Source organism: Halorubrum sp. PV6 (genome assembly GCF_003990725.2).
Taxonomy (GTDB): domain Archaea; phylum Halobacteriota; class Halobacteria; order Halobacteriales; family Haloferacaceae; genus Halorubrum.
Genome location: NZ_CP030064.1, coordinates 1,373,396 through 1,387,639, shown reverse-complemented (window position 1 = coordinate 1,387,639; position 14,244 = coordinate 1,373,396). Strand labels below are relative to the sequence as shown.

13 protein-coding genes and 1 tRNA gene are annotated in these 14,244 nt (G+C 61.9%); 8 read left to right on the top strand and 6 right to left on the bottom strand.

Annotated elements, in window-relative coordinates:
- Positions 1 to 191: 191 nt before the first annotated feature.
- Complete coding sequence (locus DOS48_RS20695; RefSeq protein WP_127117540.1) at positions 192 to 2,123, top strand: aldehyde ferredoxin oxidoreductase family protein; 1,932 nt, start codon at positions 192 to 194, stop codon at positions 2,121 to 2,123.
- Between the two features lie 155 nt (positions 2,124 to 2,278).
- On the opposite strand, the gene DOS48_RS20690 is transcribed toward DOS48_RS20695, so the two are convergent.
- Both DOS48_RS20690 and DOS48_RS20685 read right to left on the bottom strand, forming a co-directional pair.
- On the bottom strand, positions 2,279 to 3,328 hold the full coding sequence (locus DOS48_RS20690) for a hypothetical protein (RefSeq protein WP_127117539.1): 1,050 nt from the start codon (positions 3,326 to 3,328) through the stop codon (positions 2,279 to 2,281).
- Between the two features lie 87 nt (positions 3,329 to 3,415).
- Positions 3,416 to 4,126 carry a DUF1405 domain-containing protein gene (locus tag DOS48_RS20685; RefSeq protein WP_127117538.1) on the bottom strand — a complete coding sequence of 237 codons (711 nt, stop codon included), beginning with the start codon at positions 4,124 to 4,126 and terminating at the stop codon, positions 3,416 to 3,418.
- Positions 4,127 to 4,247: 121 nt separating this feature from the next.
- Between DOS48_RS20685 and DOS48_RS20680 the strand changes: the two genes are divergently transcribed.
- On the top strand, positions 4,248 to 4,880 hold the full coding sequence (locus tag DOS48_RS20680) for an FxsA family protein (RefSeq protein WP_127117537.1): 633 nt from the start codon (positions 4,248 to 4,250) through the stop codon (positions 4,878 to 4,880).
- Between the two features lie 130 nt (positions 4,881 to 5,010).
- A tRNA-Ile gene (locus DOS48_RS20675) sits at positions 5,011 to 5,084 on the top strand.
- A 300-nt stretch (positions 5,085 to 5,384) separates the two neighbouring features.
- On the opposite strand, the gene DOS48_RS20670 is transcribed toward DOS48_RS20675, so the two are convergent.
- Together DOS48_RS20670 and DOS48_RS20665 are read right to left on the bottom strand one after the other, a co-directional pair.
- Positions 5,385 to 5,906 carry a hypothetical protein gene (locus DOS48_RS20670; protein WP_127117536.1) on the bottom strand — a complete coding sequence of 174 codons (522 nt, stop codon included), beginning with the start codon at positions 5,904 to 5,906 and terminating at the stop codon, positions 5,385 to 5,387.
- 820 nt (positions 5,907 to 6,726) lie between these two features.
- Complete coding sequence (locus DOS48_RS20665) at positions 6,727 to 7,944, bottom strand: tyrosine-type recombinase/integrase (protein ID WP_244629315.1); 1,218 nt, start codon at positions 7,942 to 7,944, stop codon at positions 6,727 to 6,729.
- 113 nt (positions 7,945 to 8,057) lie between these two features.
- Here DOS48_RS20665 and DOS48_RS20660 point away from each other — a divergent pair, with 113 nt between their 5' ends.
- The 4 genes from DOS48_RS20660 (at position 8,058) to DOS48_RS20645 (ending at position 10,455) form a co-directional block, all read left to right on the top strand.
- Positions 8,058 to 8,273: a hypothetical protein gene (locus tag DOS48_RS20660; RefSeq protein ID WP_127117535.1), complete on the top strand. Its 216-nt coding sequence runs from the start codon at positions 8,058 to 8,060 to the stop codon at positions 8,271 to 8,273.
- Positions 8,270 to 8,407, top strand: coding sequence for a hypothetical protein (locus tag DOS48_RS20655; protein ID WP_158283841.1), 138 nt, complete (start codon positions 8,270 to 8,272; stop codon positions 8,405 to 8,407). The genes DOS48_RS20660 and DOS48_RS20655 overlap by 4 nt, the downstream gene beginning before the upstream one ends.
- Positions 8,397 to 8,621 (top strand): hypothetical protein, encoded by a 225-nt coding sequence (locus DOS48_RS20650; RefSeq protein WP_127117534.1) that lies wholly within the window; start codon positions 8,397 to 8,399, stop codon positions 8,619 to 8,621. The genes DOS48_RS20655 and DOS48_RS20650 overlap by 11 nt, the downstream gene beginning before the upstream one ends.
- Positions 8,622 to 8,793: 172 nt before the next feature.
- Positions 8,794 to 10,455, top strand: a complete 1,662-nt coding sequence (locus DOS48_RS20645; protein ID WP_244629314.1) for a winged helix-turn-helix domain-containing protein — start codon at positions 8,794 to 8,796, stop codon at positions 10,453 to 10,455.
- A 477-nt stretch (positions 10,456 to 10,932) separates the two neighbouring features.
- On the opposite strand, the gene DOS48_RS20640 is transcribed toward DOS48_RS20645, so the two are convergent.
- Together DOS48_RS20640 and DOS48_RS29385 are read right to left on the bottom strand one after the other, a co-directional pair.
- Entirely contained in the window at positions 10,933 to 11,244 is a 312-nt protein-coding gene (locus DOS48_RS20640) for a hypothetical protein (protein WP_127117532.1), read from the bottom strand.
- Positions 11,244 to 13,856 carry a hypothetical protein gene (locus DOS48_RS29385; RefSeq protein ID WP_244629313.1) on the bottom strand — a complete coding sequence of 871 codons (2,613 nt, stop codon included), beginning with the start codon at positions 13,854 to 13,856 and terminating at the stop codon, positions 11,244 to 11,246. The genes DOS48_RS20640 and DOS48_RS29385 overlap by 1 nt, the downstream gene beginning before the upstream one ends.
- A 21-nt stretch (positions 13,857 to 13,877) precedes the next feature.
- On the opposite strand from DOS48_RS29385, the gene DOS48_RS20630 reads away from it, so the two are divergent.
- Positions 13,878 to 14,192, top strand: coding sequence for a hypothetical protein (locus DOS48_RS20630; protein ID WP_168654250.1), 315 nt, complete (start codon positions 13,878 to 13,880; stop codon positions 14,190 to 14,192).
- Positions 14,193 to 14,244 lie beyond the last annotated feature (52 nt).

Genomic DNA, 14,244 nt, shown 5'->3' with positions numbered 1-14,244 from the left:
GACTGCACCCGCGTCGCCCACGCCATGAACGCGGACGCCGGGGCGTGTCGACCTGTACGCCGGAACGTACCGGCCTGTGCGCCGGAACGTGTCGATCCGGCGGGGCCGCCGGCCCACCGTAACCGGAAGTCGTTGCGTTCGGAGGTGAACAACTAACCCGATACGGCCCTTCTATAATAAAAGAGCATTACATGACTGAAATGGGCGGCTACAGAGACCGAGTTGCACAGATCGATCTCGGGGACGGTGCGGTCAACTACCACGGGATCGACGACGACGACGCCAAGAAGTACATCGGCGCGCGCGGACTCGGCGTCAAGTACGTCTTCGACGCCGGGCCGGACGTGGACCCGCTGGGACCGGACAACCGGCTGGCGTTCATGACGGGGCCGCTCACCGGCACCCAGACCGTGATGAGCGGCCGGATCGCCGTCGTAACGAAATCCCCGCTCACGGGGACCGTCACCGACTCGCACCACGGCGGCTGGTCCGGTGCGCGCCTCAAGTGGGCCGGCCTCGACGGGATCCTGCTCGACGGCGCGAGCGACGACCCGGTGTACCTCTACGTCGAAGACGGCGACGTCGAGGTACGCGACGCCTCGCACCTCTGGGGCCACGGGGTTCACGACACTATCGACGCGCTCGGCGAGGAAGTCGACGGGAAGGTCGGTCGCGACGTCTCCGTGATGGCCATCGGGCAAGGCGGCGAGAATCAGGTGCGCTACGGCTGTGTCGTCAACGAGGACGACCGCGCCTCGGGCCGCGGCGGCACCGGCGCCGTGATGGGCTCGAAGAACGTGAAAGCGATCGTCGTCAAAAGCGGCACCGACATGCCGAAGCCGTCCGACCCGGAGACGTTCCAGGAAGGGTACCAGCAGGCGATGGAGGTCATCCGCGAGTCCGACGTGACGGCGCCCAACGAGGGCGGGCTCTCCCTGTACGGGACGAACGTCCTGATGAACGCGACGGAGGAGATGGACGGCCTCCCGACGAAGAACGCGAAGTACACCTCGACGGAGGGGTACAGCGAGTCCGAGGGCGTCGACGTCGACTCCGAGCGCGTCTCCGGCGAGAACGTTCGCGAGAACATCCTCGTCGACGAGCCGACCTGTCACTCCTGTCCGGTCGCGTGTAAGAAGGAGGTCGAAGTCAGCGTCACGCACAAAGGCGATGACATGAACGTCCGCACGGAGTCGTACGAGTACGAGTCCGCGTGGGCGCTCGGCCCGAACTCGGGCCACTCCGACCGCGACGAGATCGCGGTGATGCTCGAACGCTGTAACGACCTCGGTATCGACACCATCGAGGCCGGCAACATGATGGCGATGGCGATGGAGATGAGCGAGGAGGGCAAACTCGACGGCGTCGGCCACCTCGACTGGGGCGACTCCGAGACGATGATCGACCTCCTCGACGAGATCGGCCACCGCTCTTCGGACCTCGGTGACCTCCTCGCGGAGGGGCCGGAGCGCGTCGCCGACGCGAAAGACGCACACGGGAACAAACTCTCCGTGAAGGGTCAGACGATGGCCGCCTACGACCCGCGCTGCATGAAGGGGATGGGGATCGCCTACGCGACCTCCAACCGCGGGGCGTGCCACCTGCGCGCGTACACGCCGTCCGCCGAGATCCTCGGCGTCCCGGAGAAGGTCGATCCGTACGAGTGGGAGGGCAAAGGCGAACTCACCGCGACCTTCCAGGACCTGCACGCCGTCTCCGACTCCTTCGACATCTGCAAGTTCAGCGCTTTCGCCGAAGGGATCGAAGAGTACGTGCTCCAGTACAACGGCATGACCGGTCGCGACCTCTCGGAGGACGAGCTGTTCGAGGCCGGCGAGCGCGTGTACACCCTCGAACGCTACTACAACAACCTCGTCGGCTTCGACGGCGCGGACGACACGCTTCCGAACCGCTTCATCGACGGGCACCCGGACGCCATTCCCGGCACGGGCGCCAGCGAGGGCGAGCTGTGTGAGCTCGACCAGATGAAAGCGGAGTACTACGAGGCCCGCGGCTGGGTCGACGGCGTCGTCCCCGACGAGAAGCTCGCCGACCTCGGCATCGACATCGGCCCCGGAACCGGCGTCTCCGCCGGCGACTCCGCGGCTCCCGCCGACGACTGAGCCCCATCGGCTCGGTCACCAGCGTTGTGATTTTTTGACGACCTCGTGAGCGACCGGACCGCGGTCAGCGCGCAGTATCGCTTACGTGTATGGAGACTCTCGCCGGCAACCGTCTACACCGAGAGCCCGCGCTCCGCTGTTTAAAAGTCGGATAGTTAAAACTCGAAGCCGACGGCGTCGCGGTCCGGTCGAATCGGACTCGTCGGGTACGGCGGCGACGCCTCCGGGTCGTTGAACGGTCGAGGCGCCACGTCGTTCGGTCCGTCGGGGTAGAAGAGCGCGGCGAGCGTCTGGATCGCGGTTCGGCCGCTCGCGAGTTCGAACTGCCCGCCCCCGTACAGCTCGATCCCCGCGTCGTCGCAGTACGCGATGGTCTCGAAGAGGGATTCGAGCGTCCCGAACCGCGAGGGCTTGACGTTACACCACCCCGGCTCGACCGGGAGCGATTTCAGGCTCTCCACGCCGTCGACCGGGTAATCGAAGGCGAGGCGGTCGGCCTGCGGCTCGACGAGCGGCGTGGTCTGCGGGGTGAACGCGGGGTCTTCCACGACCGCGGTCGGGAACGCCGCGAACACGTCGCGGTACAGCTCCGGGTCGGCTTCGACGTCGACGTCGGTCCCCTCGTACCAGCCTTTTAAATCGGCGATCCGGACCGCGTCGGTCTCTCTGAGCGCGACGAACACTTCCTCCGGCCAGTCCGGTGTCGGGTCGAGTTTGAACTCCAGCTCGTCGTCGAGTGCGAGCAGTTCCTCGACCCGGTCCGCCGTCGGCGGTTCGCCGTCCAGCCGCGTCGAGACGACGAACCGAACCGGCGAGGGCTCGATCCCGAGACACTCGCCGAGCGACTCCTCGCGCTGGCGGAGCGCCAGGTCGAGCGCGGCGCTCTCGACCGCCCACCGCCGGTAGTTCCGGAAGTACTCCTGTGTCGGCGGCTCGTGAGCAAAGAGGTCGATCTCGTCGAGACGGGCGGACAGTCCGTCGATCGTCCACTCACCCTCGATGTCGATCGGGTCGGTCCCGGCGATCGCGTCGTGGTCGGCCGTCTCGTACGTCACGTCCTCGCCGCGTCCCACGACCCCGTCGCCGGCGAGACGGAACTCCGTCGTCGTCCGTTCGAACCCGCTCGTGGTCTGGGCGGTGTACCGGCGCCGTCCGACCGACTCGATGGTTACCGAAAGATCCGCGACACGCTCGTATGCGCTCATACGCCACACACGGTCTGCGAGAACTTAAGCGCGCGACGCGGACGAACCCGAGCGACGGGCGCAGACACCACGGAAACCCCCCGCGACTCACGCCGCGTTGTCGTCTCCGACGCGGGTCCGGAGGGTGGCGATCCGCGTCCCGAGCGCCCAGAACAGCGGGACCACGGTGAGTACGACCGCACCGGCCGCCGCGACCTGCAGCACGGTCGTCGTGAACCACGGCTCGGCGTCGGCGTACGGGATCGCGGTGTGCGTCACGTCGCCGAGGACGGGGACGAAGTAGTCCATCAGCAGGTCGACCGTGTACCACGCGGTCGCGATGCCGACCGCCTTCAGCGGGAAGTCGGTGATGCGGTGGAGGACGAACGCCTGAAGCACCATCCCCAGGTGGCTGACGAAGAGGAACGCGTACATCGCCGGCCCGGCGCCCGCGAGGAACGCCGGCCAGAAGACGGCGAGGACGTACGGGGTCCAGAGCCCGAGTTTGATGTTCCCGAAGAACGCGAGCGCCGCGAGCGTGTCGTTCGACCGGCCGAGCGCCCACGCCGCGAGCGCGGCCGCGATAAGAAGCGTCGCGCCCGGACTGTCGGGGATGAACGGCCACATCTCGACCGGCAGTTCGCGGAACTGGAAGCGGTAGTACCAGAAGCCGAACGCCGTCCCGACGAGGTTGATGAGGACGATGACCCACGCGAACCGGAAGGCGACGTCTTCCAGCGCCTCCGGAAGCGGAGCGAGCCACCGAGGCAGCGCCTCGCAGTCCGGCGGGTCGCGGCCGAGTGCGCCGACGATGTCCATACGCTCGGCTCGGGCCGCCCAGTCATAGCCGTGGCGGTCGCGGAGCCGGACGTCGAGCCCGTCGAGCGAGCGCGGCAACCGGACGAAAAGGGCTATGGGGCCCCAGCGGGTACTCGGCGGTATGCGCCCGCGAACGCTGCTCGCGCTGCTCCTCGTCGTCCCCCTCGTGGACGCGTTGTTCCTCATCGTCGTCGCGACAGAGCTGGGATGGGCGGTTACCGTCGCGCTCGTCGTGCTGACGGCTATTCTCGGGATGCTGCTGCTGCGCGCCGAGGGGCGCGCGACGCTCGCACGCGTCCAGCGCAAACTGGCTCGCGGCGAGCCACCGACCGACGAACTGCTCGACGGCGGGCTCCTGATCGCCGCCGGCGCGTTCCTGCTCACGCCGGGGCTCGTCACCGACGCCGTCGGGTTCCTGCTCGCCCTACCGCTCTCGCGGGTCCCCATCCGCATGGCGCTGAAAAAGTACGTCGTGATCCCGTACCTCGATCGGGAAACCAACGGCTTCACCACCGGAAACGTCTACATCGGCGGATTCCCCGGTGGCGACGGCAGCGGCGCCGGCGGGGGGTTCACGATGGGCGGCGGTGCCGGCTTCGAGGGCGGCGACTTCGGTGGCGGCGCTCCCGGCCCGGACGCCTCGGAAGGCGACGGGTCGAGCACGACCCGCGACGGCGACCGCTACGACGACGCGGACGACGTGGTCGACGTGGACTTCACCGTCGAGGACGACGAGACGGACCGACGCGACTGACGCCCGCCGCGAGACGCGCTCGCTCCCGGCGACCGCGTTTGCGACGACGACCGAAACCGACTGACGGCGGCCGACTTACGAAAGGAAACCCTTAAAATCCTACCAGCGCAACGCTTGAATGCGCTCACCTGGGCCAATAGCTCAGTCAGGTTGAGCGCTCGGCTGATAACCGGGAGGTCCACGGTTCAAATCCGTGTTGGCCCACCTACAGCGTCCACGGTCTTTGGCCGTGGCGTGTTAGGGGCCGGGAACTCCCCAGCCACCTAACTTCGTTCCGCTAACTGATGAGAAAAAAGTCTGTTCTCCGCCTAGTTGAACCGTTACTATCACGGAGTGTCTTGCCATCCCCGAATGAGGTATAGTTGGCCCTGTTAAAATCTTCTATCGTAGATAGTTTGTAGAGACTATGTTGGGTACAGGACGCAAATCGTCCATAGGATTCTCCGTGATATGGGGCTGATTAGGTAGGTAAATCCGGGTATTTCTACCATTTGTTTGATCTATTCAGGAGTCCAACGCCGATGTCCGATCTTGAATGAGCGCTTGGATTGACTCGATAAACTCCCCGAAGTCTTTGACGACCCCTTCTCGGTTCAATACTTCTTCTGCCATCTTAGGACGCCCTCTACGCTGCTCATCTCCGTACACATACATCGTTCTCAATGTTCCAAGCAGAGAATCCATAGACTCCTGCCTTTCAGGGTCCAAGAACACCTTTGATTGTCGGGCAGTTGATTCAAACGAGGCAAGTGCGTCATTTGCGTCTTCAAGGAATTCATCGGTTACCTCACCGTTTGAGGATTTACTCATGTACTCCTGTGCAATAGCATGGCAATGCTCTGCATCTTCCAGCAGTTGAATCAGCATCTCGGCTTCTTTCTCCAAAATGTGGTCTGCTCTTCGTCGTTTATTTTCCGCTTCTGCGGCAATTCGCTGAGAATTCAGACTACCGAAATACCCGAGAGCAGCGCCACAAAGAGCAGCTGCAGCAGCAATTATTGAACCGATTTGTTGTTCGATGACCATGTTGGAGCCAACAACTTCGCTCAGTAAATTGTTTGCTGTGCAGTAAGATTATGCCAGCCGACCTAGTGAATAGAAATAAAACTAAGAGTAGTGAGCTGAGTAACACACCCTCTATATCTCGCACGCCGGTCCTGTCTGCTCCTATTTACTTCAATAGAGCCTAAGAACGCTTTAGTTGATCATCTATGTTGCGGTGGCGATCATTGTTACTCTTGAGAAAACTATAAATTCCTGATACGAATACTACTGACTGAGCATAATGACTTCTGATGAGGGTTCTCGGGGGTACTTCTACCGATTTATAGACTATACTGTTGGGAAAGAAAATTTGGAGCAAGTACGAGATGATTTCAAATGGATTGCGTACGATAGTATTGAAGCCTTCAAACGGTGGAATCCGTCTAAACAATTCCTAAGGAAGGAAATAAAAAACGCCCATGATAAGGCACGACGGTCAAAGTGGGATCGAATTGGATTTTTCATTGGTATAATCACGTCTTTTTCTGCTTTTATTTCAATCCCATTTAGTGCGTTTCTAACGATTGCTGGCCTACTAATTAGTATCCTAACACTGTTTCGTCGGGTAACTGTGACAATGGTCCTATATGATGACCCATATAGGATCTACGATGATCGCCAACTAAAGTTCGCTTATGCTTGGAATCGCGGAATGAACGGTTGGGCATCATTGCTTGTTATGCCTATTGGTGTTTTAAACAGAATTACTCCCGATGATTACAAACTGAGTCTATGGGTGATTGAGGATATTATCAATAGCGAATACGAGTAAGAGTATCGCGGCTTTGTAAGCTAGGTGAGTTTATAACTCATCAGTGTAGTCTCTCCTCTGTTCGGATTTTTTCCGTTCTGTACGACGGTCATAGTGCTTCTCAAGAACATCTAGACTCACATTCATTCTGTCACTAACGACCTTCTCCGGCACGTCTTCTGACAAGTGGTGAGTGATTGATCCACGGCGTATCGCGTGTGGACTCACGCTCGATGGACAGGTACTCGCCTTGTTATTCTCCATCGCCTCACAGGATTTTATCTCGCGGTCATGAGGACACTCCCCAGTATATTGGCAGGGGCGGGTGATCCGATAGATACTATCTCGGAGAGAAGACTTTGCCGGGCGTCCCTGTCTGGATGTGAACAACGGTTTCCGGTCGTAATCGTCGGCGACCTTATCGCGGTTGTACCTGAGATAGCCATCAAGCGCATCACAGACTTCTGGACTCAAAGCGACATACCGTTCACCGGCTTTCTTATTCTTTAGTCGAGTATCTGTCTTAGGACGATGGTGAAGCTCGACGTACTGCTCCTCGGGATCGTAATCTTCCACGTCGAGGCCGTGAGCAGCGCCAATTCTCATCCCAGTATGCCACAGTAGCTCCACGAGAGCGTGTGTCCGAGTCGAAAATTCGAACTGGCGGAGATATTCGATAAGGCGCTCTGCCGCGCCCTTATCGAGTTTTGCCGTTCGTCGGTCCTCGTTTTTGTCCAACGATGGGATTAGAATCTTATCGTGGGTTCCGGATGCCACCGCGTCGATCTTCTCACACCACCTGATGAACACGCGGAGCGTGGACAGCTGAGTGGATAGCGAGACGTTGTTGAGGTCGCCATCCTCTCGCCGCCACAGTTTGTACCGCTGAAGATCGCGCCCCGTCAGCTCGTTCAGGTTGTCGATCTCGGCGACCTTATCGCACCACTCAACGAAGTGCCCAAGTCGATAATGATGGGCTTGGATGGTCGAATCCGAGACTTCCTGCTTTCGCTGTTCGAGATACATTGCCTTCGCTTCTTCCGGCGTAATAGGTTCGAGGTTGTTCGCGCACATGGGTTTGCGAATCGCAGAGTGGCCGGCTGAGGGTGAGCAGTGGGTGGCATAACCGTCGTGCGTTGCGTTCGGCGCCGAGGGCAGTGAAAACTGCCCGAAGGCGGCGAGGTCCACGCGTTCAAATCCGTGTTGGCCCACCTCAGAAGCGGTCGGCGTTATGCCACCGCGGTTGGGGCCGTACAACTCCCCAGCCACCTAATTTCCGTACTTCCGCTACTTCCAGAGAGGGCCGATTCTCGCTGTCCAAACTACAAACATAGCGACCCCCAGAGCCGTCTCCGGGTTTCCAGCACAGGAGGTGGGGTAGCGTGAGTCTCGGCTACTCCGGGAGCTTCACCGCCGAGAAGGACCGCGAGTTCTTCTGTGACACCTGCGGCGCGCGCTGTACCCGCAGCGTCAACGGCGACCTTGAGTACGGTCATCTGGTCGGCTGCCCGAAGCGTCCTGACGAGTTTCAGATCGGTACCTCAGAGGGCCGTCGGTACCGTCCCGACGAGGGATCCGACGGAGGTGCGTCCGCGTGAGCGACGACGAGTCCGGTCACGCAGAGTCCCTCGCGGAACAACTCCGACTTGCGAAAGAGAACGGAAACCTCCCCGCCGAACTCGCGCACGATCAGGAAGAAGACAACGAGGAGGAGGAAGACGATGTCGAGTGAGCGAGCCACCGCGCCCGGCGTGGGACACGTCGGCCCGCTGCTCTCGGCACGCTGTACGAGCTGCGGGAAGACCTCCGAGAAACGAACCACCGAAATCGTCGGCGACGAATCGAGCGGTTCGTTCCAGCACGTCTGTCACTCGTGCCGCGGTGTCACTTGGTGGAACGTCCTCGACGTCGCCGAACCGTCCGATCGCTCGCGGGGTGACCGATGACGGGGTGTCCACATCCCACCCAGCGTCCCAGCGGTCGCTGCAGGATGTGCGCGATCGAGGCGCAGTTCGGAGGCGTCGATCTCGACGACCTCGGCGAGTACGAGTGCCCCGAATGCGGTGACGAAACGTCCGGCCGCGATGTCGTCTGCTACAGGTGTCGAGGTGGGTCCGCGTGAGCGTCGACGCTCCGAACACTCCCGACGCGACAATCGGGACGCTTCCCGACCCGCGCATCGAGGACCGGGTCGCGCCCCGCCCTGCAGCTCACGGCGCCGCCGCGCAGGCCGTTTTCAACGATGCTGACCGAGACCTCGCACTCTACTCGGCGGTCCACCAGCTGTGGTACGATGTCGTCGGTGACCGTGACGAGGAGCCTGGGATTGCTGCGGAGGTGAATCACGAGGATCTCCCGTGGCTCGATGTTCCGACGTCCGGCCGCGAGTGGGTCGTGAAGCTCACTTCGTCGCGCTGGAAGGCGGGAACCGGCACGGGCGACGACTACTCGGCGTACTACAAGTACGATCTCACCCTTCGCGAACGCGACGAGGACGGTGACCTCCACAAGACGGGACAGGCGTGCTCGCTTCGCGTGATTCCACAGTTCGGCGATCTCAACTACAAGGACGGGAAACCGCTGACGCTGCAGTACGGAGAAGGCTCGCTCGTCCGATGCTCCACGACGTGGGCGGATTCGGCTGCGGAGATCGAGGGTCGGATGCTCGACGTGCTTGAGATCGTTTTAGACGTCGATCGCGGTCGCCTCCTCGCCGATCGAGACGCGGACTCCCGCCGGCTGACGAAGGCCGAGGCGCACCATCGATTCGACATCGGCTGGAAACGGCAGGTCGTAGAGGTCATGGACCAGACTCGTGACCTCATCGCCTACGGCGGGATGTCGGAGGTAGAGGCACACCAGTACCGCGTTCGCGAGGGATACCTGGAGGCGCTTCTCGACGCCGATCGCTGGCATCTCCTCGGATTCGAGCGGACCAGCTACGACATTGAGCTCAAGTGCTACCAAAACGCCGGTTGGTCGGAGATTCCTCGCGAGGATCCGGCGCACCACCCGAAGCTCGAAGCGTCGTTCGCCGGCGTCGACGGTGACGGTGCGCTCCCTCACGTCGACGACTGGGACGAGGTGATGTCCGTGCTCCGGTCGGTCGTCTCCGCCCACTTGGAGTGGGCCGGTGTCAGTCGAGAGGAGCTAGTCGCCGACGACTATCAACCCGGTCCCGCAAGTCCGGAGTATCGCTACTCGCACCCAGGTGGCCGTCGTGAGCAGCTCCGAGAGCGGTACGAGGCCGTCGGGACGGAGATACACCGCGAGGCGCTGAAGGCGAACACGCAGGCCGTCTACGACATCCTGCGCGTCGTCGCGACCGAGTCCGGTGCGTCCTACGACACGCTCGAAGAGCGGACCGGACTCGCTCGTTCGACGATCCGATACCACGTCTCTCGGCTCACGGAGATCGGCGTCTGTGAGAAGGTCTCTAATCCGGTTCTGGTCGTTTTCCCGAGCCTCGCCGTTCTCGACGAGGCTGAGGAGATCCTCCGGCGGATCTACCCCGACGACCAGGTCGACGACATGACGGAACGCGCAGAGGAGCGCCGCGAGCGTCGTGAGAACCGAGACGATCCCAGTTCAGTCGGGGATCAGGAGGAGAGCGACGACCAGGACGACGTCGACGTCGACCGGGATCGTGGTCGCACCCGCTGGGCGTACTTCGAGGACATCTCGCTTGAGCCGCATCAGCTGGCGACCGCGCTCGATCGTGAGTACCTGGACGGTGACGAGGTTCGCGTGAGGACCGATCGGCGAGACTGGGTCGAGTAGCGGCGCTCGACGACACGTGTTCGCGTCGGTCGATAGCCTCGGCTCTCTCTTTGTTCGTGGTTTCAATCGACATCTCGAACCTATCGCGCTCTAATTTGGCAGATCGAGCGTGTCGCCGATGAGAATCTCATGTCGATCCGGCTGTTGAGTCAGTTCTACGGGATTGTGTGCTGAAATTTAAAACATAATGGTTCTTAACTTCTGAGACAGTTCGCGATTCAAATGGTGCTGAGTGGCATCAAATCGGCCGATAGGGCGCTCGCGGTGCGTGGGTAGGTTAGCAGGGGACCCTACGGGTGTAGCCCCTAAGGGGGAGAACAATAACGACCGGAGCCAGAACGGCTCCGGTCTACCGCACCGCACCACACAGCACGTGGAACCTACGAAACAGTCGAGGACGCCCTCTCAGCCGGAAGAGCGCGGGATCGTGGAGGCCGGGACCCCGAGAAAGAACCTTAGCGAATAGCCTTAGGTCGGCTACTCGGTGAGCCGTCCGATCGTCGCATCGACGACCCACTCGCCGACCGCACTCCACACTGTGTCCGCAGCCATCGATAGCTGCGAGGTGATAGCCGACACGTTCGGGTCGATCCACCCGAGCGCTATCGCGACGCCGGCGCCGACGAGCACGACGATCGCGTAGGCAGCGCCGGACGACAGCACGTTCCCGATTAGCCGCCCGATTTTGACGACTTTGAACAGGTAGAGCGCTCCCGCGAGGAGCACAGCCCCCATCATGAGTCGCTGGCCGGCGCCGAGCGCTTCGAGCGCTTCAAGCAGCCAGCTCATCAGTCGGAGCCCTCCTGGTCGTCACCGGAGCCGGAGCGGAACTGCCCGCCGATGATCACCTGCGGGCGGTCGTCGTCCGGGGAGTTGTTCGCGCGGTACTCACGTACCAGTTGTATCGCGGCGTAGCCGCCGATGAGGACCGCGATGAGGAAGGCGTCGGAGTTGACGAACGCTGTAAGGAGGTCGCCTTCGCCGAGGCCTTGGAGCGCGACGACACCGGCGACGGCGACGATGGCGATCCACCGTGCGGTGGTGAACTCGCCGGACTCCCGAAGGAGCCACAGCGAGCCGACGGCGATGCCGCCGACAGCGAGTATCGCGCCCCCCTCCGAGCCGATGGTGAACAGACCTGCCTCTGCAGCCGCGACGACGACAGCGGCGCCGATGGTGCCGGTGAGGAGTCGGTTCTCTCCGACGCTCACCAGCCCGCTACCAACCGCCGAGAGGGCCGACTCGACTCCGGAGCCGACCGTCTCACCGATGCGCGGGATGCGCTCGAACAGGCCGCCAACTCCGGCAGCGATGCCGTCGACCGCTTCTCGCGAGGAATGCGGCCGCGTCCCGGCGACAAACAGCATCCCGACACCACCGAACAGCAAGAGGAGGCTCGGGAGGTTCCCACTCGTGAACGTCGCGAACACGCCGCCGCCCGCACCGCTTGTCGACGCGCTCGGCGGGTCGGTCGGTTCAATCGACACAAACCCGACGTCGTCGCGACTCACTTCGATCGGGTCTGGCTTCTCTGCCGCGCCGAGCTCTGTCCCGGAACCGTCGACGACGGCGTACCACTGGCCATCGGTGCCGGCGACGTACTCGGCGGTCCAGGCGTCACCGACGACACTGGCGGGCTCGACCACGAATTCGGTGTTGGTCGCGTTTGCACTTTCCGGGACGCGGACGCGCATCGAGTTCCGGTCGGGCTCGACACGCGCGGAGAGCGTGTTCAGCGTGAGTTCCGAGCCGCTGGTTGCGTTCGGCGCGTAGAAGCGCTGCGACCCGTCGCTGTACAGTTCGACGTAGTCGCTCTCGGCGCTGTAGCTCTCGTTTTCGGCGTAGGTCACGAGACTCCCCTGCGGTGTCTCGCCGATGCCGAGGTAACTATCCGAGTTCCACGAATCGAGACGGACTCGCGAGTCCAGGTCGAAGCCGACCGGCGTCGCCTCGACGACGGAAATCTCCGCGTTGTGCGCGTCGACGCGAGATCCGACCGACCGCACTTCGACGGTCGTCCCCTCAGGCACCGGGTTCCCTGCGAAGTCGGAGACGTCGACGGTGAGCGTCGTGCCGGAGAGGTTCGCGGCCGACTGCGGAACGCTCGCCCAACTCCCGGTTTCGTTCAGCCGGTATTCGAGCGATCGCATCGACAGCACGGTCCGAGCGTGCGGAACGGTGAGCGTGGCGTTCTCTCGCGGCGTCGTGTACGTCTTCGAGATGTTGTAGCGCTCCGAGAGCGCCTCGCTCTCGTAGTCGACCGTGCGCGGCGATTCGAGGTCGTGGCGGTATTCGAGTTCGACCTGCGGCTCCGGGCCGCTGGTGACCGAGCCGTCGCCGACCTGCACGGTGACGTTGTTCTGTCCGTTCTGGAGCCACGACGGGTTCGCGTCCAGAGAGACCGTCTCGCCGTCCGCGAGCGTGCCGTCGTGTGAAACCGTGTTCCCGTTAACTTCCACGACGGGATCGCGCGTTTCCGCGACAGCTTCATATTCAACACTCCACGACTCGGGCGCGTCTCCGGTGTGTGAAATTGATAATGACGCTTCATCTTCCGGGAGGCTGATCGGCTTCGAGCCACTATCGTCAATCGTTACTGAATCGCCCTGATCTGTCGATATTGTAGTGGTTCCCGTTGGCTGGTAACTACCGTCTATGTTCCAATCATCTATATAATAGCCGTTTATGACCGAAACAGTATCTCCCGGAGACGCGCTGATACCGCTAAACCAAGCACCCCCGGTGTAGCAACCACAACCGCTTTGATAATAACCATCCACCGTCTCCTCTCGGACGGTATTTCCGTTCACCTTCACCCCGGTATCCCGCTCATTTCCCATATTCTCAAGTTGGATGCTAACAGAATATTCAGTATCAGGCCAAGAGTCGGGAATCGTGTATGAATTGCTTGTTATACCGTTATTTGCTTTTGAAACAGTACCCGGCATAGAGACGGACACAGAACCGTTACGCGGAGGCGCGTTTCCTGCTATGTCGATCGTTTTGTCACCTGTCGACGTGCCGTTCTCCGTTACTATTCCGGTGTTTTCCACGCCCGTCAAATTGATCGACACGTCGTTGACGGAGTCTCGCGAGTCCAGTTGGTAGGTGTGCCGCGTGCCGTCGACGGCCGGTTGGTCGCGGATGACAAGTTCACCGCCGAAGGTGACTGTGTTCGTCGAGAACCCGCGAACGTAGAACGCGGCAGAGTCGCCACGCACCTGAATAGCCTCGGTATAGGTGCCGTTCTCCTCGTGAGCGATACGCGCGACGGCCGGAACCTCGCCTTGAGTCCGGTTGAACCACTCTGTCGGCACTGAGACCCACCGACCGTCATGTGTTCGGTCGTCCGAGAGGTTCAGCGCCGGCTCGCCGCCGACAGTCGTCGTCTCGACGCGCATCGTCTGCGAGCCGGCAGAGGCGTGGACGGTCGGACTCTCGTCGTTCTGGAGGTGAGATGTCGGGATGGCGTTCAGTTCGCCGAGCGGACCGCGATCAACGGTGCTGTCGACCTCTTGGAGTTCCGTCCCGTCGGGAGTGACGACAGTCCCTTTGTTCGGTTCGATCTCGTTGTCGTCGGACGGTGCGAGCAGTATCGGTCCGGCGGCCATCGCGACGATGACGACGCCGATCAACCCGACGACTTTCAGCTGCTCGTCGTCGAGGTAGTCGTCGATGTTCATGCCGACCTCCATCCCGCGGGGGGGTGGGGGGCTGGCGCACGCGCGAGCGCGTAAACTCCCGCTCGGCGGGGTTCGGCTCGATTTCGGCGGTTGTTTGAGATCAGTT

Excerpts from the sequence above, each read along its gene's own strand:
- DOS48_RS20695 (WP_127117540.1), top strand. The coding sequence starts at position 192 with ATGACTGAAATGGGCGGCTACAGAGACCGAGTTGCACAGATCGATCTC.
- DOS48_RS20650 (WP_127117534.1), top strand. The coding sequence starts at position 8,397 with ATGTCGAGTGAGCGAGCCACCGCGCCCGGCGTGGGACACGTCGGCCCG.
- DOS48_RS20670 (WP_127117536.1), bottom strand. The coding sequence starts at position 5,906 with ATGGTCATCGAACAACAAATCGGTTCAATAATTGCTGCTGCAGCTGCT.
- DOS48_RS29385 (WP_244629313.1), bottom strand. The coding sequence starts at position 13,856 with ATGCGCGTCGAGACGACGACTGTCGGCGGCGAGCCGGCGCTGAACCTC.
- DOS48_RS20640 (WP_127117532.1), bottom strand. The coding sequence starts at position 11,244 with ATGAGCTGGCTGCTTGAAGCGCTCGAAGCGCTCGGCGCCGGCCAGCGA.
- DOS48_RS20680 (WP_127117537.1), top strand. The coding sequence starts at position 4,248 with ATGCGCCCGCGAACGCTGCTCGCGCTGCTCCTCGTCGTCCCCCTCGTG.
- DOS48_RS20690 (WP_127117539.1), bottom strand. The coding sequence starts at position 3,328 with ATGAGCGCATACGAGCGTGTCGCGGATCTTTCGGTAACCATCGAGTCG.
- DOS48_RS20685 (WP_127117538.1), bottom strand. The coding sequence starts at position 4,126 with ATGGACATCGTCGGCGCACTCGGCCGCGACCCGCCGGACTGCGAGGCG.